Here is a 15270-nt window from a genome sequence, read left to right as displayed (position 1 = left end):
CTCACATCCGGAAGACGCCGAAGTTCTCGGCGCCTTCGATCGGGGCGTTGGCAATGGCCGACAGGCACATTCCCACCACGGTTCGGGTGTCGCGCGGGTCGATCACGCCGTCGTCGTAGAGGCGACCGGACAGGAACATCGGCACGGATTCCGCCTCGATCTGGTTCTCGATCATGGCGCGCATGCCGGCGTCGGCCTCTTCGTCGAACGCCTGCCCGCGGGCCTCGGCAGAGGCGCGGCTGACGATGGAGATGACACCGGCCAGCTGCGCCCCACCCATCACGGCGGATTTGGAGCTGGGCCAGGCGAACAGGAACCGCGGGTCGAATGCCCGTCCGCACATGCCGTAGTGGCCGGCGCCGTAGGACGCGCCGAGCAGGATCGAGATGTGCGGGACGGTGGAGTTGGAGACGGCGTTGATCATCATCGACCCGTGCTTGATCATCCCGCCCTCCTCGTACTCCTTGCCCACCATGTATCCGGTCGTGTTGTGCAGGAACAACAGTGGTGTGTGCGACCGGTTGGCCAGCTGGATGAACTGGGTGGCCTTCTGCGATTCCTCGCTGAACAGCACGCCGCGCGCGTTGGCGAGGATGCCCACCGGATATCCGTGCAGTTCGGCCCAGCCCGTGACGAGTGACGATCCGTACATCGGCTTGAACTCGTCGAAATCGGAGCCGTCGACGATGCGGGCGATCACCTCGCGGGGATCGAACGGGATCTTGAGGTCGGCGGGGACGATGCCGAGCAGTTCCTCGGGGTCCTCGAGCGGTTCGATGACCTCGGCCCGGGGCGCGGGACCCTGCTTCTTCCAGTTCAGGCGCTTGACGATGCTGCGGCCGATCCGGATGGCGTCCTGCTCGTCGACCGCGAAGTAGTCGGCGAGGCCGGACTTGCGGGCATGCATCTCGGCGCCGCCGAGGGTTTCGTCGTCGGATTCCTCACCGGTGGCCATCTTCACGAGCGGCGGTCCGGCGAGGAACACCTTGGACCGTTCCTTGATCATGACGACGTGATCGGACATGCCGGGGATGTACGCGCCGCCGGCCGTCGAGTTGCCGAAGACGAGGGCGATGGTCGGGATACCCGCGGCGGAGAGCTGGGTGAGGTCGCGGAACATGCGGCCACCGGGGATGAACACTTCCTTCTGGGTGGGAAGGTCGGCGCCGCCGGATTCCACGAGGGAGATGACGGGGAGCCGGTTCTGCCGGGCGATGTCGTTGGCGCGGAATCCCTTCCGCAACGTCCACGGATTGCTGGTGCCGCCGCGGACCGTCGGGTCGTTGGCGACGATCAGGCACTCGACGCCCTCCACCACGCCGATACCGACGACAGTGCTGGCGCCGACCGGGAAGTCGCTGCCCCACGCCGCGAGCGGGCACAGTTCGAGGAACGGCGAGTCGGGGTCGAGGAGCAGTTCGATGCGCTCCCGGGCGAGGAGCTTGCCGCGCTTCTTGTGCCGCTCGGTGTACTTCTCGCCGCCGCCAGCGAGTGCCTTGGCGTGCTCGGTGTCGATCTCGGTGAGCTTGTCCGTCATGGCCTTCGCCGCCGCGGTGTACTCTTCGGAACTCGTGTCCAGCGTGGACTTCAACGTGGTCATGACTGATACCCCAATCGCTTGGCCGCGAGCCCCGTCAGGATCTCGGTGGTACCGCCACCGATCCCGAGGATGCGCATGTCGCGGTACTGCCGTTCCACTTCGCTCTCCCGCATGTAGCCGAGGCCGCCGAACAGCTGGACGGCCTGGTTGGCCACCCATTCGCCCGACTCGACGGCGGTGTTCTTCGCGAAGCAGACCTCCGCGATGAAGTCCTCGTTCGACACGAGCGAACGCTCCACCAGCGCTCTGGTGTAGACGCGGGCCACGTCGGTCTTGCGCGCCATCTCCGTGACCGTGTTCTGCACCGACTGCCTGCTGATCAGCGGACGGCCGAACGTCTCGCGGTCGCGCACCCACTGCAGCGTGAGGTCGAGGCACCGTTGCGCGCTCGAATAGGCCTGCGCGGCGAGGGCGATGCGCTCGGTGAGAAACGCCTGGGCGATCTGCGCGAACCCGCTGTTCTCCTCGCCGACCAGATTTGCGGCGGGCACCCGGGCGTCGACGAACGACAACTCGGCCGTGTCCGACGCACGCCAGCCCATCTTGTCGAGTTTGCGTGCCACCTCGAATCCCGTTGTGCCCTTCTCGATCACGAGCAGGGAGACCCCCGATGCGCCGGGGCCGCCGGTGCGGACGGCGGTGACCACGAAGTCGGCCCGCACGGCGGAGGTGATGAACGTCTTGGACCCGTTGACGACGTAGTGGTCGCCGTCGCGGACCGCCGTGGTCCGCAGATGCCCGACGTCGGAACCGCCGCCGGGTTCGGTGATGGCGAGCGAGCCGATGAGCTCGCCGCGCAGGGTGGGGCGGACCCACTTCTCGATCTGCTCCGGGTCACCGGCCGCCGCGAGGTGCGGCAGCGCGATTCCCGACGTGAACAGGGAAGCGAACGCGCCACCCGATGCACCCGCCTGGTGGAATTCCTCGCAGATCAGTACCGCGTCGACGAGGTCACCGCCCTCGCCTCCGACGGATTCGGGGAAGCCGGCGCCGAGGAGACCCAGCTCGGCGGCCTCCCGGTGCAGCGCGCGGGGCAGTTCGCCGTCGCGTTCCCACTCGTCCAGGTGCGGCAGTATCTGTCGTTCGACGAAGCTGCGCACCGTCTTGCGCAGTTCCTGCCGCTCGGGTGTATCCCACACGCTCACAACGTTGTCCCTTCGGGAAGAAGTGCTTCCGGTATGTCGAGGTGCCGGGATCTCAGCCATTCGCCGAGCCCCTTGGCCTGCGGGTCGAACCGGGCCTGGGACGCGACGCCTTGCCCGAGGATTCCCTCGATCACGAAGTTGACGGCGCGCAGTTTCGGCAGCACATATCTCGTGACGGTGAGGTCGGCGGCCTCCGGGAGGAGGCGCTTGACTTCGTCGACGGTCAGGGCGTGGGCCAGCCACCGCCACTGTTCGTCGGTACGCACCCACACACCGACGTTCGCGTTGCCGCCCTTGTCCCCACTGCGCGCTCCGGCAATGATGCCGAGCGCCACCCGGACCGTGGGTTCGGCGCCCCGCGGCTCCGGGAGCGCGGGTTCGGCGACGTCCTCGAGTTCCCGGACGTCGGTGGCGGGTTCGATGTCGACGCGCGTTCCGTCCGGCAGCACCGCGACGTGCGGCACCTCCTTGGCGTACACGTATCCCGGGGTGAACACGCCGTAGGGCTGCCCCTGCCCGGGGGGCGCCGTCAGCGTGAAGCCCGGGTAGCTCGCCAGTGCCATTTCGACTGCGACGGAGGAGAATCCGCGTCCGACCGCGTTGGCGTCGGAATCCCGGACCACGCAGCGCAGCAGCGCGCTCGCGGCCTCCTCGGTGTCGGCGTCCGGGTGATCGGTGCGGGCGAGCGACCAGTCGAGTTCGGCCGGCCGCGTGGGAAGCCACCCCTCGAGCTGCCGTTTCACCAGGGCAGCCTTGGCCTCGATGTCGAGGCCGGTGAGGACGAACACGGCCTCGTTGCGGAATCCCGCGAGCGTGTTCAGTGACACCTTGAGCTGCGGCGGCGGTGCCTCCCCGACGACGCCACTGATGCGCACGCGGTCGGGTCCGTCCTGCGACAGTGCGGCGGAGTCGATCCGCGCGGTCACGTCCGGACCGGCGTAGCGGCCACCGGTGATCTCGTACAGCAACTGCGCGGTGACGGTGCCGACGTTCACGGCGCCGCCGGTCCCGGGGTGCTTGGTGATGACGGACGAACCGTCCGAGTCGATCTCGGCGATCGGGAATCCGGGACGGTCGAGGTCGTCGATCTCGGTGAAGAACGCGTAGTTGCCGCCCGTCGCCTGGGTGCCGCACTCGATGACGTGCCCCGCCACCACGGCGCCGGCGAGCTGGTCGAAAGCGTCTCGCTGCCAGCCGAAGTGCGCGGCGGCCGGGCCCACGATGACGGACGCGTCGGTGACGCGCCCGGTGACGACGACGTCGGCACCGGCATTCAGGCATTCGACGATGCCCCACGCGCCGAGGTAGGCGTTGGCGGTCAGCGGGCTGCCCAGGCCCAGTTCGGCGGCCCGGCCGATGAGGTCGTCGCCTTCGACGTGGGCGATCTTCGCCTGCAGCCCCAGCTTGTCGTTCACCTCCCGCAACGCGTCCGCAAGACCGCCCGGGTTGAGGCCGCCGGCGTTGGCGACGATGCGGACTCCCTTGTCGAGGGCCAGCCCGAGGCAGTCCTCCGCCTGACGGAGGAACGTCTTGGCGTAGCCGCGATTCGGGTCCTTCATGCGGTCGCGGCCGAGGATCAGCATGGTGAGTTCGGCGAGGTAGTCGCCGGTCAGATAGTCGAGTTCGCCGCCTTCGAGCATCTCGCGCATCGCCGACAGGCGGTCGCCGTAGAAACCGGAGCAGTTGCCGATCCGCACGGTCATCGGGTTCCCGCCTCACGGCCGCCGCCCGCGGGGCCCGCGAAGGCCTGAGCGATGTTCAGCCACGCGTCCGCATCCGCGCCGGTGGCCTCGAGGGCGAGATCCGCCCGGTTCGCGCGCTGCGTGACGAGAAGGCAGAAGTCCTCGGCGGGCCCGGTGACCTTCTGCGCGGCATCCTCGGGGCCCCATGTCCAGACGGACACTCCGTCGGGGGCGGTGAGTTCGACGCGGAACTCCTCCGCGGGTGGGGCGAGTTCGTTGACGGCGTAGGCGAAGTCGCGGGTGCGGACACCGAGGTGGGCGATGCTCTTCAACCGCTCGGTGGGTGTGCGCGGCACCGAGAGCGCGTCGGCGACGTCCTGGCCGTGCGCCCACGTCTCCATCAACCGGGCGGTGGCCATCGAGGCCGCCTTCATCGGCGGGCCGTACCAGAGGATCTTCTGCCCGGGCGGCACCGACAGGAGGGCCTCCGCGAGTCGGGCCCGGGCCGAGCGCCAGGCCGCGAGCAGTTCCGCGGGTTGCCGCCGGGCGTGCTCCTCGGCGCCGGCATCGACGAAGCCGGCCGGGTTCGAGGCGGCCACCGTCAGTTGCTCGGTGAAGCCGTCGGGGTCGGTGATCGCCAGGAGGGCGGCCTCGTCGGTCCACAGCAGATGTCCGATCTGGTGAGCGATGGTCCAGCCCTCGGCCGGTGTCGGATCGGCCCAGCGGGAGTCGGGGAGGTCGGCGACCAGGGCATCCAGTGAATCGCTCTCGGCGCACAAGTCGTCGATGAACCTCTGCAGTTCAGCCATGCGACCAGCATCACACCGGCCCGATAAAAAAGCAAGCACGATTGATTGTTATTTGGCTGCGGATCGTCCGGCGAGCTGCCACGCTGGTCACGTGATACGACAGTTGCTCACCCATGCCGCGCTCAACCCTCTCCCCTCCCCGCGCGCACTGGCCGCCCGAGTCGTACCGGGAACCGGCCATCGCATCGCCGGGAAACGAATCCTCGTCACCGGTGGTTCCTCGGGGGTCGGGGAAGCGGCCGCACGCCGGCTCGCCGCCCTCGGCGCGGAGGTGGTCCTCGTGGCCCGCGGCTCCGACGCCCTCGAGTCCGTGCGCGACGACATCCTGCGGTCCGGTTGCGACGCGCACGCCGTCCCCTGCGACCTCACCGACCCGGAGTCCGTCGACGCCCTCGTCGCTCAGGTGCTCGGGGAGATCGGCCCCGTCGACGTCCTCGTCAACAACGCCGGGCGGTCGATCCGGCGGACGGTCGAGGACTCGCTGGACCGATTCCACGACTTCGAGCGCACCATGGCCGTCAACTACTTCGGCTCGACGCGACTGACCCTCGCGTTGCTCCCGTCGATGATCGAGCGCCGCGAGGGCCACATCATCAACGTCGCGACGTGGGGAGTACCCGCCGGCGTGATGCCCAAGTTCTCCGCCTACCACGCGTCCAAGGCGGCCGTCGGCGCGTTCGGCCGAAGCCTCGGCGCCGAAGTGCGCGACCGCGGAATCTCCGTGACCACCCTGGACTTTCCCTTGGTCCGGACGCCGATGATCGCGCCCACCACGGACTACGACGCGATGGCGGCCCTGACTCCCGAGCAGGCGGCGGAATGGTTCGTCACCGCCGTGCGCACCCGGCCGATCGAACTGCTCCCCAGTTACGCCGAACTGTTCCGGGTGCTCGGCACGTTCGCTCCGTCCGCCACCGACGCACTGGTACGGCGCACCGGCATCTGAGCGCAATGACAGACTGGGACGGTCTCGAATCCGCGCTCACACCCGAGGGAGTCGTCCATGACCGACGCCGTGCTCACCACCCGCGAAGGCGACATCGTCAGCTGGACGCTCAACCGTCCGGAGGCGCGCAACCCGATCTCCGAGCCGGACGTGATCGAGGCGCTCGAGAATGCGGTGGCCGACGTCAACGGTGATCCCAGCGTGCGCGTCGCGATCGTCACGGGTGCGGGTTCGGCGTTCTCCTCCGGCGGCAACGTCAAGCACATGCGCGACCGCGCCGGAATGTTCGGCGGCTCCCCCGCCGACCTGCGGCAGGGCTACCGGCACGGCATCCAGCGCATTCCGCTGGCCCTCTACCACTGTGAGGTGCCGACCATCGCCGCCGTCAACGGACCCGCGATCGGCGCCGGATGCGACCTGTCCCTGATGTGCGACATGCGGATCGCCTCCACGGCCGCCGTGTTCGCGGAGAGCTTCGTCAAGGTCGGACTCGTTCCCGGCGACGGCGGCGCCTGGTTCCTGCCGCAGGCCGTCGGGATGGCGCGCGCCAGCGAGATGGCGTTCACCGGCGACGCGATCGACGCCGCGAAAGCCCTCGAGTGGGGACTCGTCTCGCAGGTCACCGAACCCGAGGAACTCCTCGGCGCGGCACGGGCGCTCGCCGAGCGGGTGGCGGTCAACCCGCCGCAGGTGCTGCGGATGACCAAGAAGCTGCTCCGCGAGGGCCGTCACCAGAGCCTCGAGAGCCTCCTCGAACTGTCGGCGGCCATGCAGTCGCTCGCCCATCACACCGCGGACCATCACGAGGCGGTCGGCGCGATGCTCGATCGCCGCAGCCCGAACTTCACCGGCCAGTGAACCCGGGCATCGCACACCGGTGACAGCCGAGCCGCGCAGTCAGCTTCTTCCCGTCGTCTCGGTCCTCGGATCGGTGCTGTCCGTCCAGTTCGGCGCCGCCTTCGCGAGCACCCTGTTCGAGGCGGTGGGCGCCAGTGGCGCGGTGTCGCTGCGGCTGACGATCGCGGCGATCATCCTCGGGGTGATCGTGCGGCCGCGGTGGCGACGGTGGACACGAACGCAACGCGAGGGCATCCTCGCACTCGGAGTGGCGCTGGCCGTGATGAATTCGGCGTTCTACGAGGCCCTCGCGCGGCTCCCGCTCGGCACCGCCGTCACCATCGAGTTCCTGGGGCCGCTCACCCTCGCCGCCGTGCTGTCGCGAAGACTGCGGGACGGTGTGTGGGTGCTGGCGGCGCTGACCGGGGTGGTCATGCTCGGCCTGCGCGAGAACTCGGGCGCCGAGTCCCTCGACCTCGTCGGGGTGGCATTCGCGCTCACCGCCGGGGCGGCGTGGGCCGGTTACATCGTCGCCGGCTCGAACCTCGCGGCAACGGTTCCCAGCGCGGACGGCCTCGCCGGCGCGAGCATCGTCGCGGCGGCCCTGACGCTTCCGCTCGGCGCGGTGTCCGGCGGCACCGCACTGTTCGACCCCCGGATCCTGGCCGTGGGCGCGGCGGTGGCCCTGCTGTCGTCGGTGATTCCGTACTCGCTCGAGCTACGGGCGCTGCAGGTGATGAGCAAGAAGGTGTTCGCCGTGCTCATCGCGCTCGAGCCTGCGGCCGCGACGCTCGCCGGGGTGATCGTGCTCGGGCAGGTCCTCGGACTGCAGTCGCTGGCCGCGATCGCGCTCGTCGTCGCGGCCGGCGTCGGCTCCGTCCTGAGCAACCGGTAGCGGCACGGCCTGCGGGCCGGGCTGGCAGGATCGACGCGTGAGCACAGCGAACCTGACCCGAGCCGAAACCGCCGAACGTTCCCGCGCGATCGACGTTCTCGGCTATCGGGTGGAACTGGACGTACTCGGCGCCGTCGACCCGGAGGTCGGGACGTTCGCGACCACCACGACCGTCGAGTTCACCGCCCGCACGTCCACGACCTGGCTCGACTTCCTCGGCGCCGGTGTGGAGTCGGTGACGGTCAACGGCGCCGACGTCCCCGTCGACTACGACGGCGCCCGCATCGCGTTGACCGGGCTGCGTGAATCCAACGTCGTGATCGTCGCCGCCCGGGGCGAGTACAGCCGTTCCGGTGAGGGTCTGCACCGGTTCCTCGACCCGGCGGACGGGCAGACGTACCTGTACACGCAGTACGAACCGGCGGACGCGCGGCGGGTGTTCGCATGCTTCGAACAGCCGGACCTGAAGGCGCCGTTCACGTTCGTCGTCACCGCGCCGCGGGAGTGGGAGGTGGTCTCCAACCAGCAGGTCGCCGAGCGGGACGACACCACCGGCGGGCAGGTCGTCACGTTCGCGCCGACACTGCCGATCTCCACCTACATCACCGCGGTCGTGGCCGGGCCCTACCACCGGGTCGACTCGGAATGGCGTGGCGGCGACGTCACGATCCCGCTGGGCGTCCTGTGCCGCGCCTCGCTTGCGCAGTACCTCGACGCGGACACGATCTTCGAGATCACCCGGCAGGGGCTGGAGTTCTTCACCGACGGTTTCGATTACCCCTACCCGTTCGGCAAGTACGACCAGGTGTTCGTCCCCGAGTACAACCTCGGCGCCATGGAGAACCCCGGCTGTGTGACATTCACCGAGGCGTACGTGTTCCGCGGCGCCGCCACCGACTCCCAGTACGAGGGCCGGGCGAACACGGTCCTGCACGAGATGGCCCACATGTGGTTCGGCGACCTCGTCACGATGGTGTGGTGGGACGACCTGTGGCTCAAGGAATCGTTCGCCGACTACATGGGCGCACTGGCCAATGCGGAGGCCACCCGGTGGACCGGCGCGTGGGTGGCCTTCGCCAACCGTCGCAAGGCATGGGCGTACCTGCAGGACCAGTTGCCGACGACGCATCCGATCGTCGCGGACATCGTCGACCTCGAGGCCGCGAAACTGAACTTCGACGGCATCACGTACGCGAAGGGCGCCAGCGTCCTCAAGCAACTCGTCGCGTACGCCGGGCGTGATGCGTTCTTCGAGGGGGCACGCCGCTACTTCCGCGCCCACGCCTTCGGGAACACCACCCTGACGGATCTGCTGACGGAACTGTCGGCGACGTCGGGCCGGGATCTGACGAGCTGGGCGCGCGCCTGGCTGCAGACCCCCGGCGTGTCCGCACTGAGCCTGCAGCGCGGCGCCGACGGGCGCGCCGCGATCGTGCAGACCGATCCGCGTCCGCACCGGCTCGGCGTCGGGCGCTACGACTTCGACGACACCGGCGACCTCGTGTGCGTGGAGCGGGTGGAGGTCGACCTCGCCGACGCCCGCACCCCGATCGACCTCGCCGACGCGCCGCTCGTGTTGCTCAACGACGCCGACCTGACGTACGCGAAGGTACGGCTGGACGACCGATCGCTGACCACCGTCGAGACGTCGCTCGACCGGCTGCGCGACCCGCTGGCGCGGGGCCTGATCTGGTCGTCGTTGTGGAACGCGACCCGCGACAGCGAACTGGGTGCCACGCGGTATGTGTCGATGGCCCAGCGGTTCTCACCGGCGGAGTCGCACCTGACCCTCCTCACGTCGGTGCAGGCCAACGCCCCCTATGCGATCGAGCACTTCCTCCCCGAGACGTCGCGCGACACCGCCCGTCTCGACTGGCTCGAGCACACCTGGCGCACGTTGTGGGACGCCACGCCGGGTTCGGGAAGCCAACTCGCCTGGGCACGCGCGGTTGCCGGCGCAGCGGCGATGGACGGCAGTCGCGCGGCCGGCATCCGATCGATTCTCGAGTCCGGCGGGTCGGTACCGACCGGGCTGTCGCTCGACCCGGATCTGCGCTGGGGATTCTGGGGCGCGCTCGCCGCCACCGGGCACGCCGACGACGCGGACCTCGACGGGGAGCTACGCCGCGACGACACCGGTTCCGGTCGCACCGCGTACCTGCGGGCGAGTTTCTCGCGACCGGACCCGGACGTGAAGGCGAAGGCCTGGGAATCGATCTTCCACGACCGCACACTGTCCAACGAACATCTCGGGGCGATCATCGCCGGGTTCCGCGCAGGCGCCCGGCACGACCTCGTCGAGGGTTACGCCGCCGACTACTTCGCCTCGATCCGCTCGGTGTGGGAGGAGCGCAGTATCGAAATCGCGCGGCGGATCGTGGTCGGGCTGTTCCCGTCCGAGCCCACACTCGACGCGGCGGACGGATGGCTCGATACCAACGCCGATGCGCCCGCCGCGCTACGACGGTTGGTGCTCGAGCAACGGGATCATCTCGCCCGCGACCTGCGAGCGCAGGCGTTCAACAGCCGTTCGGACGTCACCGGCTGACCGGCCGGGCACCGTTCGACGTGCGGGCCGTCCACCGTTCCAGGGCGTCCCGCCACCGGCCGGACGCACTGTCGCCCGCCCAGGCGATGTAGCCGTCGGGACGCACGAGCAGTGCGGGGCCCTCGTCGGTCCGGGTCACCGCGTGGACACCGCCCGGGACGGGAGCCCCGGGCGCGGTGACCAGGAGGAAACCGCCCGAGCGCATCACCTCGTACAGCCGTCCGCCGTCGGTGGGCAGGTCCTCGGCACGTCGGCCGACCAGGGTGCTCTCACCGGCGGCGTGGCCGTACCCGATTCCGATCCCCGAGAACATCCGGGCGATCGCGTCGCCGATCGGCGGGAAGGAGAGAAGCGCCGCCACTGCCCCGTTCCGGAGCTTCCGGAGGATCCACGGCCGGACGATCATCATGCGCATCGTGGCACCGCTCGACCGCAGAACCAGCCGTCCCACCGGGTGCCGCTCGGAGTGGTACGTGTCGAGAACCGCGTCGTCCGCGCCGTCCAGGACGGCCGCGAGTTTCCAGCCGAGATTGACGGCGTCCTGAATGCCGGTGTTCATTCCCTGCCCACCGGCAGGCGAATGCACGTGGGCTGCATCGCCGGCGAGAAACACCCGACCCGTCCGATACTGCGGGACCTGCCGTTCGTCGCTGTGGAAACGCGACTGCCAGCGCACGCCGCCGAGGCCGTAGTCCGTGCCCATGGCGACCTCGATGGTGCTGCGCAGTTCCTCCCGGTCCACGGGCGCGGTGTCGTCCACCTGATGCCGCCGGTTCCAGGCGATCACGCGAAACAGGTTGTCGCCGTATGGTGCGATGAACGCGAATCCGTCGCGGACGGCGTTGACGGTCACGAGATTGTCGGGTGGGTTCTCGAGTTCGACGTCGGCGAGCATGATCGACCGCAGCACGGCCTTGCCGGGGAACGGTTGCCCGATCATCGTCCGGACCGCGCTGTGCGCGCCGTCCGCACCGACCGCATACATCGCGTGGAACGTGCTGTCGCGTCCCGAACTGTGGTGGCCGTGAACACGGACGCCGTTCCCGTCCTGCTCCACCCCGGTCACGGTGAACCCGCGGATGATGTCGGCGCCGCGGGCCCGGGCGTGTTCCTCCAGGAGGGTGTCGACGTTCCGCTGCGGGGTGACGAGGACGAACGGGAACCGGGACCGCAGGCGTCCGAGGTTCAGCGCTGCACCGCGCCACAGCTTCAGACCCGGCGAGGCGGCGCCGGTGGCGACGAGTCGGTCGGCGAGTCCGCGGGCGTCGAGCAGTTCGAGGGTGCGGGCGTGGACGCCGAATGCGCGGCTGAGGGTGGACGGTGCGGCGCGCTTGTCCAGCACCGTCACCGATCGGCCCGCCGCCGCCAGCTCTCCCGCGAGCATGCATCCGGTGGGTCCCGCGCCGATCACCACCACGTCGATGTGCGTCATGACGTTGCCTCCGATCGAAAGCGTCCCGACTAAGTCAACAACCGTTGACTTCCACGGTAGGCGCATCCCTGCGCGAGGTCAACAGCTGTTGACTTACACTCTGGGAATGCCCGACCGCCGCGCCCGCTCCGCCGTCGCCACCCGCGCCGCGATACTCGACGCCGCCCGCGCCCGATTCGGCACCGACGGCTACGAACGCACGACGATGCGCGCCGTCGCGTCCGATGTGGGCGTCGACCCCGCACTGGTGGTCCGGTACTTCGGCAACAAGGAATCACTGTTCGCCGAGGCCGCCGAATTCGATCTGCACCTGCCCGACCTCCACGACGTTCCCGCGAAGGACCTCGCGGCCGTGCTCATGCCGCGCTTCTTCGCGGTGTGGGAGAACGACGGCGCGTTCCTCCCCCTGCTCCGCGCGGCGGCGAGCAGCCCGCGGGCCGCCGAGGCGATGTTGCAGGTCTTCGCCCGCCAGGTAGCGCCCGCGCTGGCCGTGGTCACGGCGGACCGCCCGGACGAACGCGCGGCCCTCGTCGGGTCGCAGGTCCTCGGACTCGCCTTCTCGCGCTACGTACTCCGGGTGCCCCCCGTGGCGAACATGACGCACGAGCAGCTGATGCGCTGGGTCGGGCCGGTGCTCGAGTACTACCTCACGACGGAACCGCGGTAGCCCTGCCGGTGATGCCTGCCGCCGTTCAGCATCCAGCGGACGTCGAGCTCACTCGTGCTGCGGCTGTGCCGCCTGATCGTGAACGACGTGATCGGCAACCGCTCGACGACGCTCGCCTCGGCACGCGGATCACCCGCGATGCCCTGTTCCAGAACCGAATACGCGGTGTGGTTGACCGAATGCACGGCAAGCCGGAGCGCGTCGAGCGCCGTGGGTCGCGGCCCGAACGCGGCGAGCGTGTGACCGCCGTCCACCGCGGTTTCGACCACCGCGTAGAAATGCCAGTCTGCGCCCGAATCGCCAGTCATGATGCGCCTCACTCGATGTGCTTCTGTGAGCTGTGCCATGACGATATCGCGGGGGTACGACACGTTTTTGGAGCCGCGCCACTCAGGCGACGGATCGGCGGCCGATCCCGAACAGCTCCTGGGGGACGTCGATCCCCTTGAGCCGGTGACTGCCCGCCGGTTCGCCCCAGAACTCGTCGGTGTCGAGTTCGTCGTAGAACTCGCCGGTCACGACCACCTCGTGAGACGGCGCGACCGCGACGACGCGGCTGGCCATGTTCACGGGCCTGCCGAACCAGTCGCCCGCGCTCGGCACGGCTGTGCCCCAGGCGATCCCGGCCCGCAGCGGCGGAAGCCCCTCGGCGCGGGCGGCCTGCACGAGGTCGAGCGCGGTGTACGCCAGCGCGTTGGGATCGGCCGAGACCAACATGACGGCGTCGCCGATCGTCTTCACCAGACGCACCGGCGGAAGCACCAGATCGGTGGCCATCCCATCGAGCCGCTCGGCCACCCGCCCCAGATCGGCGGGCGCCACCTGCTCACCGAGCAGCGTGAATCCGACGAGGTCGGCGAAACAGACGCCGATCTCCTGCGCCCCCCGAACCTGCAGGTTCGAGTCCCTGGCGATACCCACCGCATCGGAGCGCAGTTGGTGGCGCAGAGTGGTGGCGATGAGATGAGCCAGGATCTGCGCCTCGAAATCCGCTATGCGCCGCACCTCCACCGCATACCGCAGGGCCACCTCGGGGTGATCGCGCGTCGCCTCGAGCCGCTCCTGCAGGAGCGCGTCCGCGGCGTCGGCGACCGTCCAGAGGTTGCGGCCGAGGACCCGGGCGGCCGCGAAGATTCCGCTCTCGTCGAGCCCCAGATCCCGGTACTGCTTGAGTCCGCGCGCGAGGTCGAGGTCGCCGTCGTCGTAGAACGTCCCGTCCTCCGACGCACCCCGGCCGATCGCCCGGAACCACCGACGGGCATCCTCCACGGTGACGCCGGTCTTCTCGGAGATCTCGTCGATGCCGTACCGGCCCTTCGGCGCCAGCGCGTGCTCGAGCAGCAGGTGCGCGAGCCGATTGGTCCGCGAGGCGGCGCGGAGTTCGTCGATCGACACCCCGTCCTCGATCAGGGTGTTCAGGACCCCCATGCGCGCAGAGCGATCCGATCCGCTGAGTCCGTCGAGGAGGCCGGCGGCCTCGAACTCGTGGAGTTGCGTGGGCGGCGGACCCGGGCGTCGGAGCGGGCGAGGCGGCGGGGACACCAGACGTCCCGTTCGGGGCGTGATCCGTCGGGGCTGTCGCGGGTTGCGCACGTCCTCATCGTCCCAGGAACGACGTCGCCCTTCGCCGTAAACCTGCGAACTCGCTTCCCCCGCGACCATGACCGAACTATATTCGGTATGTGCCGATTCAAAGTCTGTTGCTGGATGCGGCGGAGGGCCACTTCGCCCGCCGCGGCGTCCTCGCGACCCGGCTCGCCGACATCCGGCACGAGGCCGGTGTCAGCGTGGGAGCCGTCTACCACCACTTCCCGAACAAGGAAGAGCTGTACCTCCAGGTCTGGTTACGCGCGCTCGCCAACTATCAGGACGGATTCCGGGCCGCGCTCTCGGAATGCGCCGATGCGCGGTCGGGAGTGGAAGGCGCTGTCGTCCGCCACCTGCAGTGGGTGTCCGGCAACCCGCAGCGGGCCACCATCCTCGCCGCGCCCCGGCCCCCGGGCATCGACGGGCGGGCCGATTCCACCAACGCGGCGTTCTTCCGCGACGTCACCCACTGGTGGCGGGTCCACGAACACTACGGAACGGTCCGCCGGTTCGACTTCGACGTGCTCTACGCGTTGTGGCTGGGCCCGGCCCAGGAGTACTCCCGCCAGTGGCTCGCGGGCGCCATGACCACCGACCCCACCGCGGTGGCGCCCGAACTGGCGCGCGCCGCGTGGAATTCGCTACGGAACCAGGAGTAGAGGCATGACAGTGGACGTCGCACTCACCGCCGACACCGCGCAGGCCGTGCTGGCGGCCCAGCCGTTCAGCATGCTGGTCGGCGCCCGCATGACCCAGTTCGGCGAGGGCGGCGCCACCCTCGAGATCCCCGTCCGGGACGAACTGCGGCAACAGAACGGCTTCGTGCACGGCGGCGTCCTGTCGTACGCCGCCGACAACGCTCTGACGTTCGCCGCGGGCACCGTACTCGGCGCGAACATCATGACCGCGGGCTTCACGATCACCTACCTCCGCCCCGCCCAGGGCGTGCTGCTGCGGGCGGACGCCCGAGCCGACGCGTCGACCCGGCGGCAGGCGTTGTGCCGGTGCGACATCTACGCGGTGCAGGACGACGGCTCGGAGGTACTGTGCGCCGCCGCCCAAGGCACGGCGACGGTCAAGCAGCCGCGGTAGTCGCGGCCGCACGGGATGGAACGATGGGAC

The 15270-nt window shown here is 69.6% G+C and carries 14 protein-coding genes; 7 read left to right on the top strand and 7 right to left on the bottom strand.

The window, feature by feature from the left end; translation table 11 throughout:
- Position 1 precedes the first annotated feature (1 nt).
- The 4 genes from QM693_RS16800 to QM693_RS16785 are packed head-to-tail and all read right to left on the bottom strand — an operon-like array spanning position 2 to position 5236.
- A complete protein-coding gene (locus tag QM693_RS16800) occupies positions 2–1600 on the bottom strand; it encodes an acyl-CoA carboxylase subunit beta (protein WP_280779955.1) in 1599 nt (532 codons plus the stop codon).
- Positions 1597–2745 carry an acyl-CoA dehydrogenase family protein gene (locus tag QM693_RS16795; RefSeq protein WP_283352896.1) on the bottom strand — a complete coding sequence of 383 codons (1149 nt, stop codon included), beginning with the start codon at positions 2743–2745 and terminating at the stop codon, positions 1597–1599. The genes QM693_RS16800 and QM693_RS16795 overlap by 4 nt, the downstream gene beginning before the upstream one ends.
- Positions 2742–4448, bottom strand: coding sequence for an acyclic terpene utilization AtuA family protein (locus QM693_RS16790; RefSeq protein ID WP_283352895.1), 1707 nt, complete (start codon positions 4446–4448; stop codon positions 2742–2744). The genes QM693_RS16795 and QM693_RS16790 overlap by 4 nt, the downstream gene beginning before the upstream one ends.
- Positions 4445–5236: a TIGR03084 family metal-binding protein gene (locus QM693_RS16785; RefSeq protein ID WP_283352894.1), complete on the bottom strand. Its 792-nt coding sequence runs from the start codon at positions 5234–5236 to the stop codon at positions 4445–4447. Before QM693_RS16785 ends, QM693_RS16790 begins: the two co-directional genes overlap by 4 nt.
- On the opposite strand from QM693_RS16785, the gene QM693_RS16780 reads away from it, so the two are divergent.
- The 4 genes from QM693_RS16780 to pepN are packed head-to-tail and all read left to right on the top strand — an operon-like array spanning position 5214 to position 10462.
- The gene (locus QM693_RS16780; RefSeq protein ID WP_283352893.1) at positions 5214–6182 is read left to right on the top strand and encodes an SDR family oxidoreductase; all 969 of its coding nucleotides are present in this window, start codon (positions 5214–5216) and stop codon (positions 6180–6182) included. The genes QM693_RS16785 and QM693_RS16780 overlap by 23 nt on opposite strands.
- A 57-nt stretch (positions 6183–6239) precedes the next feature.
- Entirely contained in the window at positions 6240–7040 is an 801-nt protein-coding gene (locus tag QM693_RS16775) for a crotonase/enoyl-CoA hydratase family protein (RefSeq protein WP_283352892.1), read from the top strand.
- A 19-nt stretch (positions 7041–7059) separates the two neighbouring features.
- Positions 7060–7914 (top strand): EamA family transporter, encoded by an 855-nt coding sequence (locus tag QM693_RS16770; RefSeq protein ID WP_105418838.1) that lies wholly within the window; start codon positions 7060–7062, stop codon positions 7912–7914.
- A 37-nt stretch (positions 7915–7951) separates the two neighbouring features.
- The gene (gene pepN / locus QM693_RS16765) at positions 7952–10462 is read left to right on the top strand and encodes an aminopeptidase N (protein WP_283352891.1); all 2511 of its coding nucleotides are present in this window, start codon (positions 7952–7954) and stop codon (positions 10460–10462) included.
- Here pepN and QM693_RS16760 read toward each other — a convergent pair.
- Positions 10452–11894 (bottom strand): FAD-dependent oxidoreductase, encoded by a 1443-nt coding sequence (locus QM693_RS16760; RefSeq protein WP_283352890.1) that lies wholly within the window; start codon positions 11892–11894, stop codon positions 10452–10454. The genes pepN and QM693_RS16760 overlap by 11 nt on opposite strands.
- Before the next feature lie 106 nt (positions 11895–12000).
- Here QM693_RS16760 and QM693_RS16755 point away from each other — a divergent pair, with 106 nt between their 5' ends.
- Positions 12001–12561, top strand: a complete 561-nt coding sequence (locus tag QM693_RS16755; RefSeq protein ID WP_280779948.1) for a TetR/AcrR family transcriptional regulator — start codon at positions 12001–12003, stop codon at positions 12559–12561.
- On the opposite strand, the gene QM693_RS16750 is transcribed toward QM693_RS16755, so the two are convergent.
- Both QM693_RS16750 and QM693_RS16745 read right to left on the bottom strand, forming a co-directional pair.
- Positions 12537–12869, bottom strand: coding sequence for a hypothetical protein (locus QM693_RS16750; protein ID WP_283331073.1), 333 nt, complete (start codon positions 12867–12869; stop codon positions 12537–12539). The two genes, QM693_RS16755 and QM693_RS16750, sit on opposite strands and share 25 nt — an antisense overlap.
- Before the next feature lie 82 nt (positions 12870–12951).
- A complete protein-coding gene (locus tag QM693_RS16745) occupies positions 12952–14154 on the bottom strand; it encodes an adenylate/guanylate cyclase domain-containing protein (protein WP_283331307.1) in 1203 nt (400 codons plus the stop codon).
- Between the two features lie 89 nt (positions 14155–14243).
- Between QM693_RS16745 and QM693_RS16740 the strand changes: the two genes are divergently transcribed.
- Together QM693_RS16740 and QM693_RS16735 are read left to right on the top strand one after the other, a co-directional pair.
- The gene (locus QM693_RS16740) at positions 14244–14807 is read left to right on the top strand and encodes a TetR/AcrR family transcriptional regulator (protein WP_283352889.1); all 564 of its coding nucleotides are present in this window, start codon (positions 14244–14246) and stop codon (positions 14805–14807) included.
- 4 nt (positions 14808–14811) lie between these two features.
- Complete coding sequence (locus QM693_RS16735) at positions 14812–15240, top strand: PaaI family thioesterase (RefSeq protein WP_005258207.1); 429 nt, start codon at positions 14812–14814, stop codon at positions 15238–15240.
- Positions 15241–15270: the final 30 nt, after the last annotated feature.

Source organism: Rhodococcus sp. IEGM 1305 (genome assembly GCF_030058635.1).
Taxonomy (GTDB): Bacteria; Actinomycetota; Actinomycetes; order Mycobacteriales; family Mycobacteriaceae; genus Rhodococcus_F; species Rhodococcus_F opacus_D.
Note: the sequence above shows the minus strand (reverse complement) of the source record. Positions and strands in the feature narration are given on the sequence as shown.

What these genes read in the sequence shown, in the direction of transcription:
- QM693_RS16750 (WP_283331073.1), bottom strand. Translation starts at nt 12,869, where the DNA reads ATGACTGGCGATTCGGGCGCAGACTGGCATTTCTACGCGGTGGTCGAA.
- QM693_RS16760 (WP_283352890.1), bottom strand. Translation starts at nt 11,894, where the DNA reads ATGACGCACATCGACGTGGTGGTGATCGGCGCGGGACCCACCGGATGC.
- QM693_RS16790 (WP_283352895.1), bottom strand. Translation starts at nt 4,448, where the DNA reads ATGACCGTGCGGATCGGCAACTGCTCCGGTTTCTACGGCGACCGCCTG.
- QM693_RS16800 (WP_280779955.1), bottom strand. Translation starts at nt 1,600, where the DNA reads ATGACCACGTTGAAGTCCACGCTGGACACGAGTTCCGAAGAGTACACC.
- QM693_RS16735 (WP_005258207.1), top strand. Translation starts at nt 14,812, where the DNA reads ATGACAGTGGACGTCGCACTCACCGCCGACACCGCGCAGGCCGTGCTG.
- QM693_RS16755 (WP_280779948.1), top strand. Translation starts at nt 12,001, where the DNA reads ATGCCCGACCGCCGCGCCCGCTCCGCCGTCGCCACCCGCGCCGCGATA.
- QM693_RS16785 (WP_283352894.1), bottom strand. Translation starts at nt 5,236, where the DNA reads ATGGCTGAACTGCAGAGGTTCATCGACGACTTGTGCGCCGAGAGCGAT.
- QM693_RS16780 (WP_283352893.1), top strand. Translation starts at nt 5,214, where the DNA reads ATGAACCTCTGCAGTTCAGCCATGCGACCAGCATCACACCGGCCCGAT.
- QM693_RS16775 (WP_283352892.1), top strand. Translation starts at nt 6,240, where the DNA reads ATGACCGACGCCGTGCTCACCACCCGCGAAGGCGACATCGTCAGCTGG.